Genomic DNA, 17,473 nt, shown 5'->3' with positions numbered 1-17,473 from the left:
ATATCAACAACCATTGACCCCGTCAGGACAACTACCGTGTCTGTGTGGTCAAGAACCTCGATCGAGGCTGGCTGCTTCCAGAGAGCATCTCTGACCCGCGAGGCGTGTCTGCTCCGCGGACCAGAAGTCGATGACGGTCAGCGCAACCCCTCCTTGCGCTGCGTGCGGTGGCGGTAGACGAGGTACATCGAACCGATGAAGACGAACCAGATCGGCGTGATGAGCACCGCGATTCGCGTCGTCGGATCCAAGGCGAGGATGACGAGGCTGATCGCGAAAAATGTCAGCACGACCCAGCACATCGGGACGCCGCCAGGCATCTTGTACACCGACTCCTCGTGCAGGTCGGGGCTCTTGTGGCGGTACACGATGTAACAGACGACGATGAGGGACCAGCTGAACAGGAACAGCAGAGCGGCAACAGTCGTCACGAGGGCGAAAGCCTGCATGATCGAGTCCGAGGTGTACAGGAAGATGATGCCGCAAAGCAGCAGCAGGCAGGATGCGACAAGCGCGTTGCGCGGGACGTTGTTGCCCGACAGTTTTCGGAACCTTGACGGAGCCTGACCATCGAGAGCCAAGCCGTACATCATCCGCGATGTGGAGTACAGCCCCGAATTGTCCGACGATGCCGCGGCGGTGAGCAGGACGAAATTCATCACGCTGGCAGCAGCTCCGAAACCGGCCAAGCCAAACAGCGACACGAACGGGCTGACGCCAGGCACCACCTTGCGCCAGGGGATGACGGTGGTGATGGCCAACAGGGCGAGCACGTAGAACAGGGCCAACCGCACAGGAATGGCGTTGATCGCCTTGGGAAGGGTAGTGCAGGGGTCCTTCGTCTCGGCGGCGGCGGTGCCCACGAGCTCAATGCCGACAAAGGCGAAGAAGGCAATCTGGAATCCGCCGAGGAATCCCATCACTCCGTTGGGGAAGAAGCCACCGTCGTTCCAGAGGTTCGCAATCGTGGCTGGGTCCCCGTCCGGGGACACGAAGCGGGTGGCCACGAGCACAATGGCGACGACCACCAGCGCACCGACAGCGATGAGTTTGATGAGCGCGAACCAGAACTCGGCCTCGCCGAAGAACTGCACGGCAATGATGTTGAGGGCTAGCAGGACGGTGGCCAGGGCAGTCGCTGGCAGCCATTTCGGGATGTTTGGCCACCAGTACTGCGCGTAGGCGGTGATGGCCGCGAGGTCTCCCATGGCGGCGACGATCCACGAGAACCAATACGTCCACCCGGCGATGAAACCTCCGGCAGGCCCCAACAGGTCCTCAGCGATGTCACGGAAGGACTTGTAGTGGAGGTTTGAGAGCAGCATCTCGCCGAGGGCACGCATCATGAAGTACATGAAGAAGCCGATCAGCGCGTAGATGAGGGCACTGGATGGGCCGGCAAGGTGAATGGTGCTGCTGGAGCCCATGAACATTCCGGTGCCAATGGCCCCACCCAGGGCGATGAGTTGCAGATGCCGGTTGGTCAGGCCGCGCTGCAGTTCCCGCTCTTCAGCAGGGTCGATCTGCTTGAGGGTCGCTGATGCATTCTTCATCGGTCTGGTTAGATTGCTGCGGCGGGATGCGCCGCCGGATTGCGTTTCTCGTGCACTCATGGGGAACTCCTTTGTCCACTGAGCGTGATAACGGACGCCTCACAGGCGATGGGGAGTAGCTGCTTCCTTCCAGACAGCAGAGGAGGTGGCGGTGGCAAGTAAGCCCGCGTAGGTCGGCCGGAACCTCACTTCGGTCCCGATCTCAACCGGGCTGCCAGAATCGGTCACGTCGACGATGAGGTGATCCGAGCTGGCCCCAAGCACGATGTGCCCGGGATCAATGGGCGTTAGATCAGACGGGTTGACGTCCTGACGCCCGAGATTGCAGATGGCGCGCAGCCGAACGCCGCGGTCGGTGAAAGTGACGTGCTGGCCGAAAGCGTCCTCGCCGGTGCGGCCGAGCGGGATTGACGGTTTCCGCTCGAGTTCGATGATCTCGGAGACCACTTGGATGGTGTCCTGGCAAGTCCCTGGCCACGGAGACCGGTCCAAGGTGTTACGCCCCAGGATGATGGCCTCGCCAATACGTAGATTGTTGATTTCCGACGGCATGTCTCCGCTCATCATGAGGGGGAGGTTGGCCGAGTTCCCGCCGGAGATGAGGCCGAGTTCCAGACCAGTCGCCTCTCGAGCGAGGTCGCGGAGCTGGACCAGGCGGGTCATGTTCTCGGCACTTGGCTGGACTCCGCCATAGCAGGCGAGGTTGGTGCCAACTCCCCTGACGTCGATCCCGGGCAGTTTGGCCGCTGCAGACACCACTTCGACGAGATGGTCCGGCCAGACGCCTTCTCGCAGGTCACCGACGTCGACCATGATGATCACCCCGTGGCGGGTTCCCGCTCGGACGGCGGCGTCCGACAATGCGGTCATCGTGATGAGCGACGAGTTGAGAGAAATGTCGGCGAGCTGGACGGCGGCGTCAATGTCGTGACGCCCCGGGGCTCGCAGCAACAGAGTTGGCAGGGAGGTTCCGGTTTCAGCGATGCGGCGCAGGTTCTGCAACCGGGAATCGGCGAGCATCGTGATACCGGTATCGTCCAGAGCCCGCAAAAGGGCTGGGTGGGCGTGCAAGACCTTGGTGACGGCAGCAACCTGAATGCCGTGGTCGGCGCACTGGTGCACGATTGCTCGTGCGTTGTCGTGAATCCGGTCGGCGAAAATCTCCAACCGGGGTGTGGGGCCGTTCATGATGTGCTTTCCATCCCATGTGAGATGTCGTTTTTCGTCACGTCGGGCGAGGGGACGTCTCCGTTAACGCCTGGCCCCTCGTCACCCGGCAGTTCTGTGTTGTCAGTGATGGCGTCGATCCAGGCTGCGAAGCTTTGACGGACCTCGTCGCGGTAGCACTGGGCCACCGTTCCGAGGGCAGAGAACCGATAGTCGCGGTCGATGACGATGGTGGCCTCGGGGCTCGGCAACAGCTGGGCTCCAGCTCCGGTGCAGATACGACGGAGGATGTCCGCACCACCAGGAATTCGCGTTAGAGCACCGCCGGTTCCCACCACCCAACGCACGGCACTGAGGTCCTTGCCACGCACCACCTGGGTCTTACCAGTGGGAGTGAATATTTCAGTCACGGTACCGGCGTGGCGACCCACCCCGATTTCAACGGCCTCCTTAGCCAGCCATCGGGTGACTTCCGCTTCGCGTTCATCACTGGGAATGGCACTCAACCATTCCAGACGCTCCTCGTCCTCGCCCTCGTCAGTCATGGCAGCGACCCGCCGGGCGTTGACGAAAACTCCCAGGTCCCCCTCGACGGTACGCTTGGTACGCGGCTCCGGATCGATGACTCGGGCAGTCCACTCCGAGGACCCGTCCGTGACACTGTGGACGTCAGTGGTGGCACCACCGACATCGACCACCACGGCGTCCCCGACCGCGTCGGCGAAGAGCTCGGTGGCGAGAAGTACCGCTCCCGGGGTCGGCAGGATCCCGTGTCTGGTCATTTTGGCCAGCCCCTGCATCCCCGGTGCTGCGGTGATGTGGTCATTGAAGACGTCGTGGATGACGGCTCGCACCGGTTCGACGCGCAAAACATCGACATCAGGGAAGACATTGTCAACGCATGTCAGCGGCTGGCCTGCCTCGGTAAAAATGTCCTGGATCCGTCTCCGGACTCGAGAGTTCCCGGCGTAAATCACCGGCACCCCCAACCTGGCAGAGGCGATGATCCTCGCGTTCTCGACCACGGTCCGTTTCTCCCCGTCGTCGACTCCGCCGGCCAGCAGGATGATGTTGGGGTTGTTCTCCTGCAGATCCTCGAGATCGAACTCGTCCATCGCCCCGACGGTGGTCATCGTGACGATGGCCCCGGCACCCAGGGCTGCCTCGCGGGCAGCCCTGGCCGTCATGGACTTGGTCAGACCGTGGACGCTCATGCGCAACCCACCGGCTGCCGAGGAGTTCACGAAGACCTCCCCGGCGTCCAGCGGTAGGTCACACCGCTCACTCATCTGGGCGATCGCAGCGTCCGCGCCGATACGCACGTCGCCGGCGGCCACTGAGGTGGGGGCGAAGCCCTGACCGATGTGGTGCAACAACCCGGACTCCAGCTTGAAGGCGTTGGCCTTGGTGATGGTGGAGCCGATCTCCAGAGTCGTGAGCACGGTCATTTTTGTCAGGCCTCCTCGCGGGCCCGCATGGTGCGGACGATGGCGTCGAGGACGTCGATGCCCTTGGTGCCGCGTCCGAAGGTGGCATCGAGACCAGTCTCGGCAGCCATCTCTCGGCTCACCTGGGTACCGCCGGCGACGAGCACGACCTTGTCGCGAATGCCCTTCTCGGTGGCCAGATCAGCCAGCTTGCGCATCATCGTGCGATGGATGTCGTTGTGGCTGATGATGGTCGAGATGAGGATCGCGTCGGCGCCGCTCTCGATGGCCGCGTCAACCATCTTCTCCACCGGTACAGAAGTCCCGAGGTAGCGGTACTTCACGCCATATTTCTCGATGCCGCCGTGCTTGATGTCGAGAATCTCGCGCAGACCGACGCTGTGTTCGTCCTCGCCGACGGTGCCGGCAACCACCGACAACTCGTGGTCGGTGACGTACTGACGCAGTTCGTCGGGAGGAAGCAGCTCGATCTTCTCGGGGATCGTCAGTTTGGACGGGTCGACGTCGACGTGGGTTGCCTGGCCCTTGACCTCGACGAAGCATCCCTCGGCCGGGTGCAGCACCTGCAGGTTGCACACCTGCGGGTCGTTGATGCCCATCTTGCGCGCCATCTCGACAGCTGCCTCACGGGCGATGTCCTCCGAGGCGGTGATGTTCATCTGCACCAGGACGACGCCGTCGCCAGCCCACTCGGCCTCCGGACGCAGTGCCGTGCCGTCGCGGAACGGACGGGTCCGGGCCAGACGGGTGGCAGCGGAGTCGTTCGGGTCGAGCTCGTCGATGTAGACGATCTTCTCGGGCTTGCACAGGGTGCAGCCGTCGATGAGGTCACACGGCTTGTCGAGCCCCTCAGGCAGGTTGTTGTTGCCGAAATGGTCGCAGACCGGGGCGAGGTAGTCGGGGTCACGCTCGACGACGGTTCCCTCGGCGATACCGCCTTGGCCGTCACGGGCGATGCCGTCATGGTTGCGCTCCGGGAATTCTGCCGAGTCGACGAAGAACCCGTCCTCCACGGCGGCGAAGTACCCACCGACGTGCAACATTTCGGTAAGGAACCCGATGGCCCTCTCTTTGAGGTCGCGGACCATGGCGCCCAGCGGCCCCTCACGGTTGATGGTGACCATGTCCTTGATGCCGTCCAGGGCGGCCCAGGTCTGCTTGACCGTCTGGACACCACGGATGGAGTTGTGGTGCCAGGGCAGGTTGCGACCCTCGTCAGGGGTGATGGTGCTCTGGATGTCCGCGCTCGTCAGCATCGAGATGAGGGTGTCGATGGTGTGGGTGCGGATGGCTTCGGCGAGGTCGGACTCGATGTACCGGGTGTTTTGTTGGGCGCGCATCTTGTACTCGCTGAACAGATCACGCAGGGCCACCGCGTACGGCAGGTCGTACCAGAGCTTCGGGGCCGGGGGAGCGCTCGGCGGGACCGTCGACAGACCGATGAGATCCTTCGGCATACCCACCAACACCGAGAATATGCAGTTGAGACCGTGCTGGACCATCAGCTCGGGCATGACCTTCCAGCCATGGCGAGCGGTGGCATTGGCGTTGTGGGCGCCGTCGATCTGGAAGATCTGGGCTCCCGCCATCACCTTCTTGGCCTCACCGGCGTCGACGTAGCTGCGGTAGGCGTTGATGTTGCGGTACAGCAGGTTGTACTGCGGGTCCTGGTGAGCACCGTTGACTCCCTCCTCGGCGAAGAGGACGGCCACCTCAGGGCCAGCCACTCCGGAGACATAGGAGTGGAAGTTGATGGGGCGTCCCACCTCGTCCTCAATGAGGTCGCAGGCCTTGCGGCTGGCGCGCAGCTGCTTGCGGGTGATCGGGACGCCGCCAATGCCTTCCGGGGTGCCCTCGAGGAGCCCGTCGATGTGGCTCTGTCCGGTGGTGCGGATGACCATGATGTGGTCGGCACCGTTCCAGGCGGCCATCCTCATGCGGCGCAGGTCATCCTCGAAATGTCCGGAGGCGATCTCGGAGGTGACGACTGGGGCCGGCTGGGGATCTATGTTCTCGAAGTACTCCGCGGCGGGCAGGGGCATGCTCCGCTTCAGCGGGGTGGACATGTTCCGGTAGTGGAAGTCGCCCATGTCGACTCCCTCCCCCGGGACGTTGCGCCAGGTCCATCCCTTGCGACGGGGGTGATAGTGCTCGAGGTCGGTGAGGATTTCCTCGACGTCAAGCTTGGTGTCCGGGCCGAGGGACTCCTGCTCGAGGCGGGGCTCAGTGGGCTCCGTCGACTCGACAGGCGGAACAGTGGACTCACGCGGCGAGTCCATGGGGTCGAGCTGCTCGCGTTCCTGAGCGTGCTTGTGGTGGAGGCACGGGTCTTGGATGGTCATGCCGGGACTCCTTCCTCGGATTCCGTCGGTGCCATTGCCGGGGGCAGTGGGCTGCCGTCGAACAGTCCGTCGAGGGCCTTGGGGTCCTCGGCGATGCGGGTGGCGGCGTCGCGCAGGTCCATGCCGTCACGACGGGACAGTCGCAGTACGGCGTGGCCGGCTCCCTTGCCGCCCAGTCCTGCTGCGAAGACGTTCTCGACGACGGCGTGGGTCGTCACGGAGTCGATCCCCATGCGCAGCAGGACGGACCGTTCGATCGACGGCGTGGTGTGGGTGCGGGCGAGGTCGACGACCGGGGTCATGACCTGCTCGCACAGCTGCCAGAAGCGTTCCTTGAGAGCAGCGTCATCGAGGTCGGCGAGCTCGGCACGCAGGGCCTCGTAGCGTTCGACGCGCTCCTGATCCGGGTCGGACATCATGCTCCTTCCTTGGCCAGATCAGCGCCGATCTGGCGGACGGCATCGGTGGTGGTGTTGGTCTCGTCGGCCAGGAACTCCAGCTCGGCGTCTCCCCACTTGTCGGGGGGCATCACCTGGCTGGCATGGCGCAGGTAGCTGCGACGCAGCTTGTCGAGGTCGAGGGCACGGGTGCCGACTTGGTCGAGGCGTTCCGGAATGACGATGGCCTTGCCGGGGATGTTGCCGGCAGGGTCGCCACGACGGACCTCGATACCGCGCGAGCGGGCGAAGGACAGCTGGCTGTTGTGGTGCTTTCCGGCGCCGGTGTACTCGGTCTCCTGGACGACGACGATCTGGTCGCGATCCATCTGACGAGCCATGGCGACCGCGGCCGTCAGGCTGGTGTTTCCGGCCGGGCCCCGCTCCAGACCTTCGATCTTCGTCAGGAGCTCGGTCATGTAGAAGACCTCGCCCTGGGAGACCAGATGGTAGCCATTCATGTACCGCAGCGGACGAGCGGCGTTGCGTGGGACGTCAACGCGGTCAGGCCAGGTGGCGAACGGCACGCCGAAACCGGTGTGGCCGGTGGTGAACGACTTGTTGTTGAAGTCGTGGTCGGAGGCCATGTGCAATCCGGTGAGATCCACCGAGACGGCGACGACCTCGGTCTCGTCACAGCCCACCTTGCGCAGGCCGCGGGCAGTTCCGGTGATGTTGCCGCCACCGGCATTGGTGACCACGACGGCGTCGGGCTGGCGTCCGTAACGCTGCTGTACCTCGTGACCGATCTCGGCGCCGAGGGTCTCGATGCCCGCGATTCCGTACGGCGTGTAGAGGCTGGCGTTGAAGTAGCCGGTGTCCTCCAGGGTACGCAGCAGGACGTAGAAAAGCTCCGGCCCGACCGTCAGCTTGATCACTTCGGCGCCGTAGGCCTCACAGGCCCGGGACTTCTCGACGATCTCCGGCTGGCCCACGTGGTGGGAGTCGTAGATCTCCTGGATGACGATGCAGGCCAGTCCGTGCTGAGCGGCCTGGGAGGCGACGGCGGCACCGTAGTTTCCGCTGGTGGCCGTAACCATGCCAGCAAATCCCTTGACCTCCGCCTCGTGGGCGCTCAGGGATGCACGACGAGCCTTGAAGCTGCCGGACGCATTGGCGGCCTCGTCCTTGAGGAGGATCCGAGCTCCCTTGCCAGGTCGGGCGATCTCGCGGACGGCCTCGGTCAGACGGTGCAGCTCGTACAGCGGGGTGTGACCCACCTTGGTCTCGGCCTGGATGCGAGCGACGTCGTCGAGGTCGTAACCGGTGGAGGACATCAGGGCGTCGTAGTCGAAGGCCAGGTCACCGCGCTGGAAGCTGTCGTAGTCCAGAGACAGGGCACGTCGCATGATTTCGCTGCGGCGAGCCATGACGTCGTCATAGGAGTTGCTCATGACCGGTCCTCCTTCCCGTGGGACGTGATGGATTCGTGCATGGTGCCGATCGACAACAGCTCGGGCACGGTGTGGCCGAAGCTGTGGCTGTAGCTGGGATTGACGCGGTCGAGGACACCGGTGTGATGCCGTCCGATGATCGAGGTGATGGTGGCCTCGTCGCCGATGTGCGCCTCCTCGTCGAGGAATCCACTGATCCACTGCACGAGGGGAGTGGCGGCGGTGTCAGCCGGCACGGCGGCGGCGCGTTCGGAAGGCTGCAGGATGATGGTGCGAACCTCCACCCAGGTGCCCTCGGGGACCGGGCCGTCCGCCTGCGGGGTGGTGTTGGGAGTCTCTGCCATGATGACCTCGCTCAGCGACGCTCGTAGGCCGACGGTCCCATGAGGGCACACGGCGAGGGCAGGTCGATGATGCGCTTGAGGCCGGGGGTGGCGGCGACGATGCGTGGGATGGTGTTGACGCAGATACCCGCTGTAGCCTTGCCGCCAGCGATCTCCGGTCCGGTCGACATCGAGATGTCCGGGACGCCGGTGATGGTGATGAAGTCGCCGGTCTCCTGTCCCTCGGCCTCCGGGGCGACCTGCTGCGGATGGATGAGTCGGATGACCTCCTGGCCCCCGCGACGGCCGACTGCCGTGTGGTTGCACCCGGCGACCTGACCCGGCTCGACGGCGCGGTCGCGGGCAGGACGGGCAACCTTGGCGATGATGGGCTCGATGTTCTGCTCGACCGAGTCGACCCCGAGGCCGAGGGCGTCGCTGAGGAGTCGGATGGATTCCGGGAAGCCGACGTGGCCGACGATGGAGCCGTCGGCGACTCCGGCCCTGAACTCCTCGGGGGTGGTGCCGACGCCCTGGGTGCGAAGCACGGTCTCGCCGTAGGGGGCGAGGTCGTTGACGCGGCGGGCCTCGATGTGGGTGACCTCCTGGCTGCCGGAGCACAGGGCGACGACGAGGTGGTCGAGGACGAATCCGGGGTTGACGCCAACACCAACAGCTGAGACGCCGTGCGACTTGGCGAGTTCGTCGAGTTCCTTGGCCATCTCGGGGTTCTGGGCCTCGGGGCAGGACATCTCCTCGGCGATGCTGACGACGTTGATTCCGGCAGTGATGATGGTGCGAAGGTCAGCAATCTGGTCGCGTACCCACGAGGTGGTGGCGATCGTGACGACGTCGACCTTGCCGGAGTCGAGGATGGTGGAGGGATCGGTCGTGACATGGACTCCGAGGGAATCGATGCCGACCACTTCGCCGACATCCTTACCGTCCAGGGCCGGGTTGACGTCGATGGCCCCGACAAGATCCAGTCCATCCTTGGACGCGATGAGTTTGGCCATTCCTTGGCCCATAGCTCCCAGACCCCACTGGACGACTCGGATGGGATTGGTGGCGGTCATTGTGGTTCCTCCTGACGACGATGTCTGGTGCTGAAGCGAGCCGACTTCCTTACTGGTCACTGTCTGGCACCGTGCAAGCACTGTGCTGGAGGCATTTCTGCAGTCGAAGGGGGCCTGCCCTGGCCTGCGTTCGTGCAGGTCGACGGTTCTTCGTTGATCCGTCCGGGCTCTACTTTGTCACTGGACGTTTGTGCAATGTCCCGTACTCCAGATGTGCGCAGAACTGGGAGGGTGGCCACACATTATTCCAATCGAGGTGACAAACTTTTGGAGATCCTCCCAACGGCGGCGAAGGAGACACATGTACGAAGAGCTGGACCGGCGGCTTGTCAATGTCCTGCAGATCGACCCGCGCGCCACCTGGGCCAAGGTGGGCAAGGTCCTGGGTGTGTCACCAACGACCGGTGCCCACCGTTGGCAGCGTCTCGTCGATGACGGAATCGCCTGGATAACCGCTTGTCCGAACCTCAATCAGCAGATGACGGCCATCGTCGAGGTTGACTGTCACACCGAGAGCCTGCCCCAGGTCATCAAGACTTTGTGCGCGAATCCGATGATCGTCAGCGTCGACGAGACGACAGGGGATCGTGACCTGTTGCTCACCGTGGTGGCACCCGATCTCCCCACTCTCTCCGACATGGTCATCGATTGGATCGGTGGGCTGCGCGGTGTCCATGGGTCACGTAGCGCGCTGGTGACGTCGGTGGTCATCGGGTCGGACACCTGGCACATCAATGCCCTCAACAAGTCGGAGAAAATCCTCGCCAGGGGCCCGCAGTCAGGGGAGCTGTGGATGCTGCCACCAGACGATCTGGATCGTGAGCTGGCCCAGTTGCTTGCGGCTGATGGACGTGCCAGTGCGACCTCCCTGGCCAGGACCCTGGACATTCCGGCCAGCACCCTGCATCGCCGGTTGCAAAAACTGCTCACCAACCGGAAGATCCAGCTCAGATGTGACGTCTCCCCGGAGCTGGGCGGGTGGAATTTGGAGTGCACCTGGACGGCCACCATCCCCCTCAATCACAAGACGAGAGTGCTGGAGTTGCTGCGTCAGCAACCGGCGCTGCGGTCGTGCATGTGGATCACTGGCAACAATAATTTGCGGGTGAACTTCAGGGTGGAGCGCCAGAACGGGATCGGCATGATCGAGTCGGCGATCGCGGAGGTGATACCAGGTCTTGCTCCGGCTGAAACCATCGTCTACATGCGTAGTCACAAGTCGATGGGATGGATTCTGGGCCGTACCGGCCGTGCCACCGGGGAGTTTATCTGCCCTCCGCTGATCGGGGATCACGAGAGAGGCGATCACTAACAGTGCCAGCTCCGGATGAACGGATCTCGAGGTTTGCCGGACGCTTTTGAAAGAGTCAAGGGATCGCCTTGCTGACTGTTGGGTTGAGCCGTGCAAGTGCTTATTCTCTAGGTGTTACCCACAGCTGGTTGACCCTCGGCTCGTGTGCGATCGTGTCGCGCGTCTCACTAATGTGGGTGGCTAAACCACGCGTCTGAACAGAATCAAGGTGGCCAGGATCGAGCCACTCGCCAAGATCTTTTTCGGTGAGGAAGACTGGCATTCTGTCATGCATCTGCTCGGAGGCATTGGGGGAAAGCGCGGCGATGATCACCATCGCCGTTTCGGATCCGTTGGCGACTTTTCGCGTCGGGGCGGTAGCTGCAGCACTTGAGACCCCAGACCCGTGTGTGTAATGGGGATTTTGTCACCGCGCTTCTCGATCCACCCGAAGTAACCAGTCATGGGAGCGACACACCACTGGGAGACCGTGACCTCACGGAAATTTCATTCATGTGACGGTCTCGAGCCGAGCGCTGATGGGATGTGCCCCGGGTTCATTCGCCCAACCGGGCCGAAAGCCCCACCTCACTGGAGAACGGACTCGCGAGTCGCCCCGGTGAAGAGCCGGGGCGACCCCTCCGATGGAGCGATGAAGTACCTCGGGCACCATGACACCGTGAGATTGCCGTGGTAGAAGTCTGCGATTTCGTCGCCGTCCATGCTGAGGCTGAACCGTCCACAGATGCGGACCACATGCACGGTCAGACTTGGTGCTCGTCATCCTGCATGTGGTGGAGCTCCTCGAGGGCACGGATTCGCTCGGCGTCGAAGTCGATACGAGTGTGATTAGCGCGAGTAGAAGCCAAAAGGCGATACAGCACCATCATAAATATCACCCAGATAGGAGCAGCAATGAGGGCCTGACGAGAGTCTTCCGAAAAACCCAACATGATGAGAATGGTAATGAAGAAGATGATGCCGACCCACGACATGACGCGGCCGGCGGGCATCTTGAAGGCTGATTCGGCATGGCGTTCGGGATGTTTGCGTAAATACTTGAGGTAACAGACCAAGATGAGTCCCCACACCGACAGGTAGAGCACTGATGAGACGCCTGCCACGAGGGAGAACGCATCCATGACCGAATCTTCAAGGGTCACGAGGATGATGGCCGGCGAGATGCATATCGCCGTGAGGATGAGAGCGTTGCGAGGAATATGGCGGCTGGACAACTTGGCGAAGATTGGCGGTGCATCTTTCTCGCGTGCTAGTCCGTAGAGGATACGAGATGTTGAGAAGACCCCCGAGTTTGCTGAGGATGCCGCTGAAGTGAGTACCACGAAGTTGACGATGTGGAAGGCGATGAGGATCCCAATAAAGCTAAACATTTCGACGAAAGGGCTTGCCTGTGGGTTGATGAGATCCCATGGTTGTACTGCCATGATGACGCCGAGGGCTAACACGTAGAAGATAAGGATACGAGCCGGAATCGAATTGATGGCCTTGGGAAGATTGTGTTCGGGGTCGGCCGTCTCAGCTGCCGCAGTTCCCGCCATTTCAATACCTTGGAAAGAGAAGATGGCGATCTGAAAACCGGCTATGAAACCCATGAACCCGGTGGGGAAGAACCCGCCGCGGTCCCACAAGTGAGAAAATGACGCGGCTGGTGCTCCGCTGCGGGGTGGCTGGAATCCGGTGATCGCAAGGTAGCATCCGACTAGGATCAACGCGATGATAGTGACGATCTTAATCATCGCAAACCAAAATTCCATCTCGCCAAAGAGTTTTACTGCGACCATGTTAAGACAGGTCAGTAGTAAGACGATACATGTGGCTGGTATCCATTTGTCGAGATTAGGGAACCAGGCAGCCAGATATCCACATATTGCGATCGTGTCGGCGTTACCTATGACTACCCAGCACATCCAGTATGTCCACCCCATGTAGAACCCGGCTCCGGGGCCAATGAGGTCTGTTGCAAAGTCGGCAAAGGACTTGTAAGCCAGGTTTGACAGCAATAGTTCTCCCATCGCCCTCATGACGAAGAAGAGCACTACTCCGATGATGAGGTAGACCAGCAAGATGGACGGCCCTGCAAGGGAGATGGTCTTTCCGGATCCCAGAAAGAGGCCTGTTCCAATGGCGCCACCGATGGCAATGAGCTGGAGGTGCCGGTTCTTGAGGCCGCGCTGAAGTTGGGGCTCTCCATCAGTTGGCTCTCCAGCTTGAGCTGTCGCCTGGGCGGCGTTATCTATGTGACTCATCTACGCACTCCCGGTATCGACGGTGCTCTCCGCCAGCATCGTTGCTGAACAGAGAATTGTGCTTATTCTAGAAGCCATGCAGGTCAACCGGGACTGTTAGTCGATAAAAAATTTTCAGATGTGGCAGATACCACATGGACTCAAGAACATCATGCGATGCTGATGAGGTTACTAAGGCAATGCCATGAGAAGACGCGTATGATCGGTTATGGATCGGCACCGGTGCTGATCCCCCGAGGATCCTCTCGGCGATGACTGCAAAGGAGCAGAAGGTATGCGTGTTGGTATTCCCACAGAGGTCAAGAACAATGAGTTCCGCGTAGCCATTACGCCCGCGGGCGTCCATTCGTTGGCGAGTCATGGGCATGAGGTGTTGGTGCAGGCTGGCGCAGGCTTGGGTTCGGGGATCCCGGACGACGAGTACGAAGACGCTGGCGCAAAGATCATCGACGACGTCGACAAGGTGTGGGACGACGCTGAGCTCATCCTGAAAGTGAAGGAGCCCATCGAGGACGAGTATCACCGTATGCATGAGGGGTTGACCCTCTTCACCTACCTGCATCTGGCTGCGGATCGTCCGCTCACCGAGGAGCTCTTGAAGCGCAAGGTCACCTCGATCGCCTACGAGACCGTCGAGATGGACGATCACTCTCTGCCGTTGCTGTCCCCGATGTCGGAAATTGCCGGCCGACTCGCAGCCCAGGTTGGTGCGAACTGTCTCATGCAACCTGCCGGCGGAAATGGCGTGCTCATCGGCGGTGGCTCCGGTGTCCGCAACGGTCGAGTGACGGTGCTCGGCGGTGGCGTTGCCGGATTCTGCGCTGCTCGCGTTGCTGACGGCATGGGCGCCGACGTCACCATTTATGACGTCAACGTCGCCCGCATGCGCTACATCGACGAGGTGACGGGCGGACGTATCCGCACCAAGTTCTCCAGCCCGCTGGCCGTCAAGGAAGCCTGCAAGGAGTCGGATCTGGTCATCGGATCCGTGCTGGTCCCTGGCGCTCGTACCCCGCACCTGGTCGACAACGAGACCGTCTCGCAGATGATGCCGGGCTCGGTGCTCGTCGACATCGCCATCGACCAGGGCGGCTGCTTCGAGGATTCCCACCCGACGACCCATGCCGAGCCGACCTTCAAGGTCCACGACTCGGTGTTCTACTGCGTCGCCAACATGCCGGGTGCTGTCCCGCACACCTCGACTTACGCACTGACCAACGCCACCATGCGTTACGCGGTCCTCATCGCCGAGGAAGGTTGGAAGGATGCCTGCAAGAAGCGCAAGGAGCTGGCTCGTGGCCTGACGACTCATGACGGCAGGCTCTACACCGCTGGCGTAGGGAAAGCTCTTGACATGGACGTCTCCTGCATCTCCGAACTTCTCTGAGGTGCTGAATGGTCATGGGGCGGTATCTCAGAGATACCGCCCCATGACCATGTCCAGACGCGAGTCTCACACCAGCAGGGGTGCGAGGGACTTCTTATCGGCCGAGGTGCAGAAGGCCGCCTGCAGGGCACTGCGCTGCACCGAGAGAGCATCGTCGCGATTCCAGTTGAGGACCCGGGACGCCAGTGACAGTTCCCGGGACGTCGTCGTACGGCTCATGAGGCGGTTGTCGCAGCTCAGGGTGAGATTGAACCCTGCCGGCCACAGCACCGACAGCGGATGATCGGCAATCCTGCGACAGATGCCGGTCTGGGTGTTGGACGACGGGCAGACCTCCAACGGCACCCGGTGGGACAGCACCCGTTGGGCTGTCGGACCCCAGCCGGATGCGTCGCGGTCCTCAACGATGCGCATTCCGTGACCGAGACGCTCTGCCCCGTGGTCGAGGGCGTCGCGAACCGACTCCGGGCCAGCGGCCTCGCCGGCATGGACGGTGAGGTGGATTCCGGCTGCCTGGACGCGCTTCAAGGCATCGGTGAACGGGGCCAGGGGGAAACCGTCCTCAGGGCCAGCAATGTCGACCCCCACGACCCCCGGAGCATGGTTGACGGCGAGGTCGACGACGTCTTCCGGGACGTCGAGCTGTCTCATGAGGCACAGGATCTGTCGTGCGATGATGGTTTTGCCCGACCTGGAGGCGGACTCCATCCCCTCCAGGAGGCCGGCTTGGACTGCCTCGGTGGCGTCCGCTGCGGTCAGACCATCTTCGAGATGCTGCTGGGGAGCCCATCGAGTCTCGGCGTACACGACTCCGTCGGCCGCCATGTCCTCGACGAATTCTCGCGCTATGCGGCGCAAAGAGTGGGCATCTTGCATGAGGGCGACGGTTTCGGTGAAAGTGTCGAGGTATCTGGCCAGGGAACCGGAGTCAGCGGCCTCGAGGAACCATTCGGCAAGCCCCTCGGGAGTGTTGGCAGGAACGGGTCGGCCGCGCTCGGCAGCGAGGTCCAGAACTGTCGCCGGACGTAACCCGCCGTCGAGATGATCGTGCAACACGACCTTGGGGAGACTCATCGCTTCAGCCGAATCCATGCGCCGGAGTCTATCGACGGTGCTTCCGTTCCGAAGTCGCCTTCGGCAATCCCAGAGCTGATGCGCGAAATTCCCCGTCACAGGGGTGGTCCTGGCTCTGGAATGACGCGCGGCTCGGGGAACTGACGAAAATCGTCATGGGAGGTGGGGAGTGGCGTCAGCCTGGCGGAGGAAACTGGTGGTCCGGGTGGGTGCCGGTGCCGGGCAACGCTCCAAGGGTTGCCGCTTGCCGGAGTATCAGTCATGAAATGGCCCCGGGAGCCGAAGGCCCGGGGCCATTTGCACACTCAGGCGCGCTGATCCAGCGGTACGTAGTCGCGCAGGTCAGCTCCGGTGAAGATCTGACGCGGACGCCAGATCTTGTTTCCGCCGGTGGCCACCTGCTCGCGGTACTGGGCAATCCAGCCAGGCAGACGACCCAGGGCGAAGAGCACCGTGAACATGTTCATCGGGAAGCCCATCGCCTCGTAGATGAGACCGGTGTAGAAGTCGACGTTCGGGTAGAGCTTGCGTTCCTTGAAGTAGTCGTCGCTCAGAGCGGTCTCCTCGAGTTCCTTGGCGATCTCGAGGAGGTCCTCGCGACCGGTGTGGAGCTCCATGATGCGATCGGCATGCTTCTTGATGATGGCGGCTCGCGGATCGTAATTCTTGTAAATACGGTGGCCGAAGCCCATCAGCTTGATGTCGGACTCCTTGTCCTTGACCCTGCGGACGAACTCCTTGGTCGTCATGTCGGAGTCACGGATGTACTGCAGCATCTCGAGGACGGCCTGGTTTGCGCCACCGTGCTTCGGGCCGGACAGCGCATTGACGCCGGCGGCCACTGCGGCGTACATGTTCGCACCCGACGAGGCGACCATGCGAACGGTCGAGGTCGAACAGTTCTGCTCGTGATCGACGTGCAGGATGAGGAGAGTCTCCAGAGCCCTGGTGATCTCGTCGTTGAACTCGTACGGCTCGGTCGGGAAGCCGAAGCTCATTCGAATGAAGTTCTGGACGTAGCTCAGCGAGTTGTCTGGGTACAGGGTCGGCTGGCCCATCGAGTTCTTGTAACCGAAAGCAGCCAGGGTCGGGGCCTTGGCGATCAGACGGGTGGTTGCAGCCTCAATCTGATCGGGATCAGTTCCCGACGACTTCTGGGAGAAGGTCGACAGAGCCATGATGCCGGCGGCGAGCACGGGCATTGGGTGGGAGCGACGAGGGAAGCAACGGAACAGGTCTCGCATTCGCTCATCGATGAGGGTAGTGCGGCGAATTCGTTCCTCGAATCCCTCCAGCTGGGCCTTGCTCGGCAGTTCGCCGTAGAGAACGAGGTAAGCGGTCTCGAGGAAGGTGGACTGCTCGGCGAGTTGCTCAATGGGGTAGCCGCGATAGCGCAGAATGCCCTTCTCGCCGTCGATGTAGGTGATTTGAGACTCGCAGGACGCCGTGTTGACGAATCCGGGGTCGATCATGACGTTGCCGGTCTTGTTGAGCAGACCCCCGATGTCGTAACCCACCTGGCCGTCAGTGGCGACAACCTTGCCGAAATCGAGTTGGGTGTCTTCGTCGACAAACCTTGCACTCGAACCCATCGTGCGATCCTTCCTGGCGGCCGCGTCCGGACATCACCGGTGGCCGGGTATACGTGGACGGGTGGCACTACGGGTTCGTTCCCGAGCGTCACCACGGTGTGAACTATGGCACAGCCAAGGCT

14 protein-coding genes are annotated in these 17,473 nt (G+C 62.2%); 2 read left to right on the top strand and 12 right to left on the bottom strand.

Annotated features, from left to right (window positions below):
- Window positions 1–137: 137 nt before the first annotated feature.
- The 8 genes from AC6I1W_RS02285 to ord all read right to left on the bottom strand — a co-directional run bounded on the left by AC6I1W_RS02285 (window position 138) and on the right by ord (window position 9,740).
- Window positions 138–1,553 (bottom strand): amino acid permease, encoded by a 1,416-nt coding sequence (locus AC6I1W_RS02285; protein WP_065673302.1) that lies wholly within the window; start codon window positions 1,551–1,553, stop codon window positions 138–140.
- 99 nt (window positions 1,554–1,652) lie between these two features.
- The gene (locus AC6I1W_RS02280; RefSeq protein ID WP_065673303.1) at window positions 1,653–2,741 is read right to left on the bottom strand and encodes an alanine/ornithine racemase family PLP-dependent enzyme; all 1,089 of its coding nucleotides are present in this window, start codon (window positions 2,739–2,741) and stop codon (window positions 1,653–1,655) included.
- Complete coding sequence (locus AC6I1W_RS02275) at window positions 2,738–4,168, bottom strand: glutamate mutase L (protein ID WP_065673304.1); 1,431 nt, start codon at window positions 4,166–4,168, stop codon at window positions 2,738–2,740. The genes AC6I1W_RS02280 and AC6I1W_RS02275 overlap by 4 nt, the downstream gene beginning before the upstream one ends.
- A gap of 5 nt (window positions 4,169–4,173) precedes the next feature.
- Complete coding sequence (gene oraE / locus AC6I1W_RS02270; RefSeq protein WP_284950743.1) at window positions 4,174–6,510, bottom strand: D-ornithine 4,5-aminomutase subunit OraE; 2,337 nt, start codon at window positions 6,508–6,510, stop codon at window positions 4,174–4,176.
- Window positions 6,507–6,929 (bottom strand): D-ornithine 4,5-aminomutase subunit OraS, encoded by a 423-nt coding sequence (oraS, locus tag AC6I1W_RS02265; protein ID WP_063279422.1) that lies wholly within the window; start codon window positions 6,927–6,929, stop codon window positions 6,507–6,509. Before oraS ends, oraE begins: the two co-directional genes overlap by 4 nt.
- Window positions 6,926–8,341 (bottom strand): 2-amino-4-oxopentanoate thiolase subunit OrtB, encoded by a 1,416-nt coding sequence (ortB, locus tag AC6I1W_RS02260; RefSeq protein ID WP_065673307.1) that lies wholly within the window; start codon window positions 8,339–8,341, stop codon window positions 6,926–6,928. Before ortB ends, oraS begins: the two co-directional genes overlap by 4 nt.
- Window positions 8,338–8,685 carry a 2-amino-4-oxopentanoate thiolase subunit OrtA gene (gene ortA, locus AC6I1W_RS02255; RefSeq protein WP_117188385.1) on the bottom strand — a complete coding sequence of 116 codons (348 nt, stop codon included), beginning with the start codon at window positions 8,683–8,685 and terminating at the stop codon, window positions 8,338–8,340. Before ortA ends, ortB begins: the two co-directional genes overlap by 4 nt.
- An 11-nt stretch (window positions 8,686–8,696) precedes the next feature.
- Window positions 8,697–9,740: a 2,4-diaminopentanoate dehydrogenase gene (gene ord / locus AC6I1W_RS02250; protein WP_284950739.1), complete on the bottom strand. Its 1,044-nt coding sequence runs from the start codon at window positions 9,738–9,740 to the stop codon at window positions 8,697–8,699.
- Window positions 9,741–10,041: 301 nt separating this feature from the next.
- Here ord and AC6I1W_RS02245 point away from each other — a divergent pair, with 301 nt between their 5' ends.
- Window positions 10,042–11,052: an Lrp/AsnC family transcriptional regulator gene (locus tag AC6I1W_RS02245; RefSeq protein ID WP_493536876.1), complete on the top strand. Its 1,011-nt coding sequence runs from the start codon at window positions 10,042–10,044 to the stop codon at window positions 11,050–11,052.
- 100 nt (window positions 11,053–11,152) lie between these two features.
- On the opposite strand, the gene AC6I1W_RS02240 is transcribed toward AC6I1W_RS02245, so the two are convergent.
- The gene (locus AC6I1W_RS02240; protein ID WP_333490152.1) at window positions 11,153–11,368 is read right to left on the bottom strand and encodes an SOS response-associated peptidase family protein; all 216 of its coding nucleotides are present in this window, start codon (window positions 11,366–11,368) and stop codon (window positions 11,153–11,155) included.
- Between the two features lie 427 nt (window positions 11,369–11,795).
- The gene (locus tag AC6I1W_RS02235; protein ID WP_063279428.1) at window positions 11,796–13,298 is read right to left on the bottom strand and encodes an amino acid permease; all 1,503 of its coding nucleotides are present in this window, start codon (window positions 13,296–13,298) and stop codon (window positions 11,796–11,798) included.
- A 274-nt stretch (window positions 13,299–13,572) separates the two neighbouring features.
- On the opposite strand from AC6I1W_RS02235, the gene ald reads away from it, so the two are divergent.
- Window positions 13,573–14,685, top strand: a complete 1,113-nt coding sequence (gene ald, locus AC6I1W_RS02230) for an alanine dehydrogenase (protein WP_117188390.1) — start codon at window positions 13,573–13,575, stop codon at window positions 14,683–14,685.
- Window positions 14,686–14,751: 66 nt separating this feature from the next.
- Here ald and AC6I1W_RS02225 read toward each other — a convergent pair whose 3' ends face one another.
- Together AC6I1W_RS02225 and AC6I1W_RS02220 are read right to left on the bottom strand one after the other, a co-directional pair.
- Window positions 14,752–15,777, bottom strand: a complete 1,026-nt coding sequence (locus tag AC6I1W_RS02225) for an adenosine deaminase (protein WP_462553259.1) — start codon at window positions 15,775–15,777, stop codon at window positions 14,752–14,754.
- Window positions 15,778–16,064: 287 nt separating this feature from the next.
- Window positions 16,065–17,351 carry a citrate synthase gene (locus AC6I1W_RS02220; protein ID WP_065673314.1) on the bottom strand — a complete coding sequence of 429 codons (1,287 nt, stop codon included), beginning with the start codon at window positions 17,349–17,351 and terminating at the stop codon, window positions 16,065–16,067.
- Window positions 17,352–17,473 lie beyond the last annotated feature (122 nt).

The sequence above is a fragment of the Cutibacterium sp. KB22876 genome (genome assembly GCF_059728865.1).
This window is presented reverse-complemented; position numbering and strand designations above follow the sequence as displayed.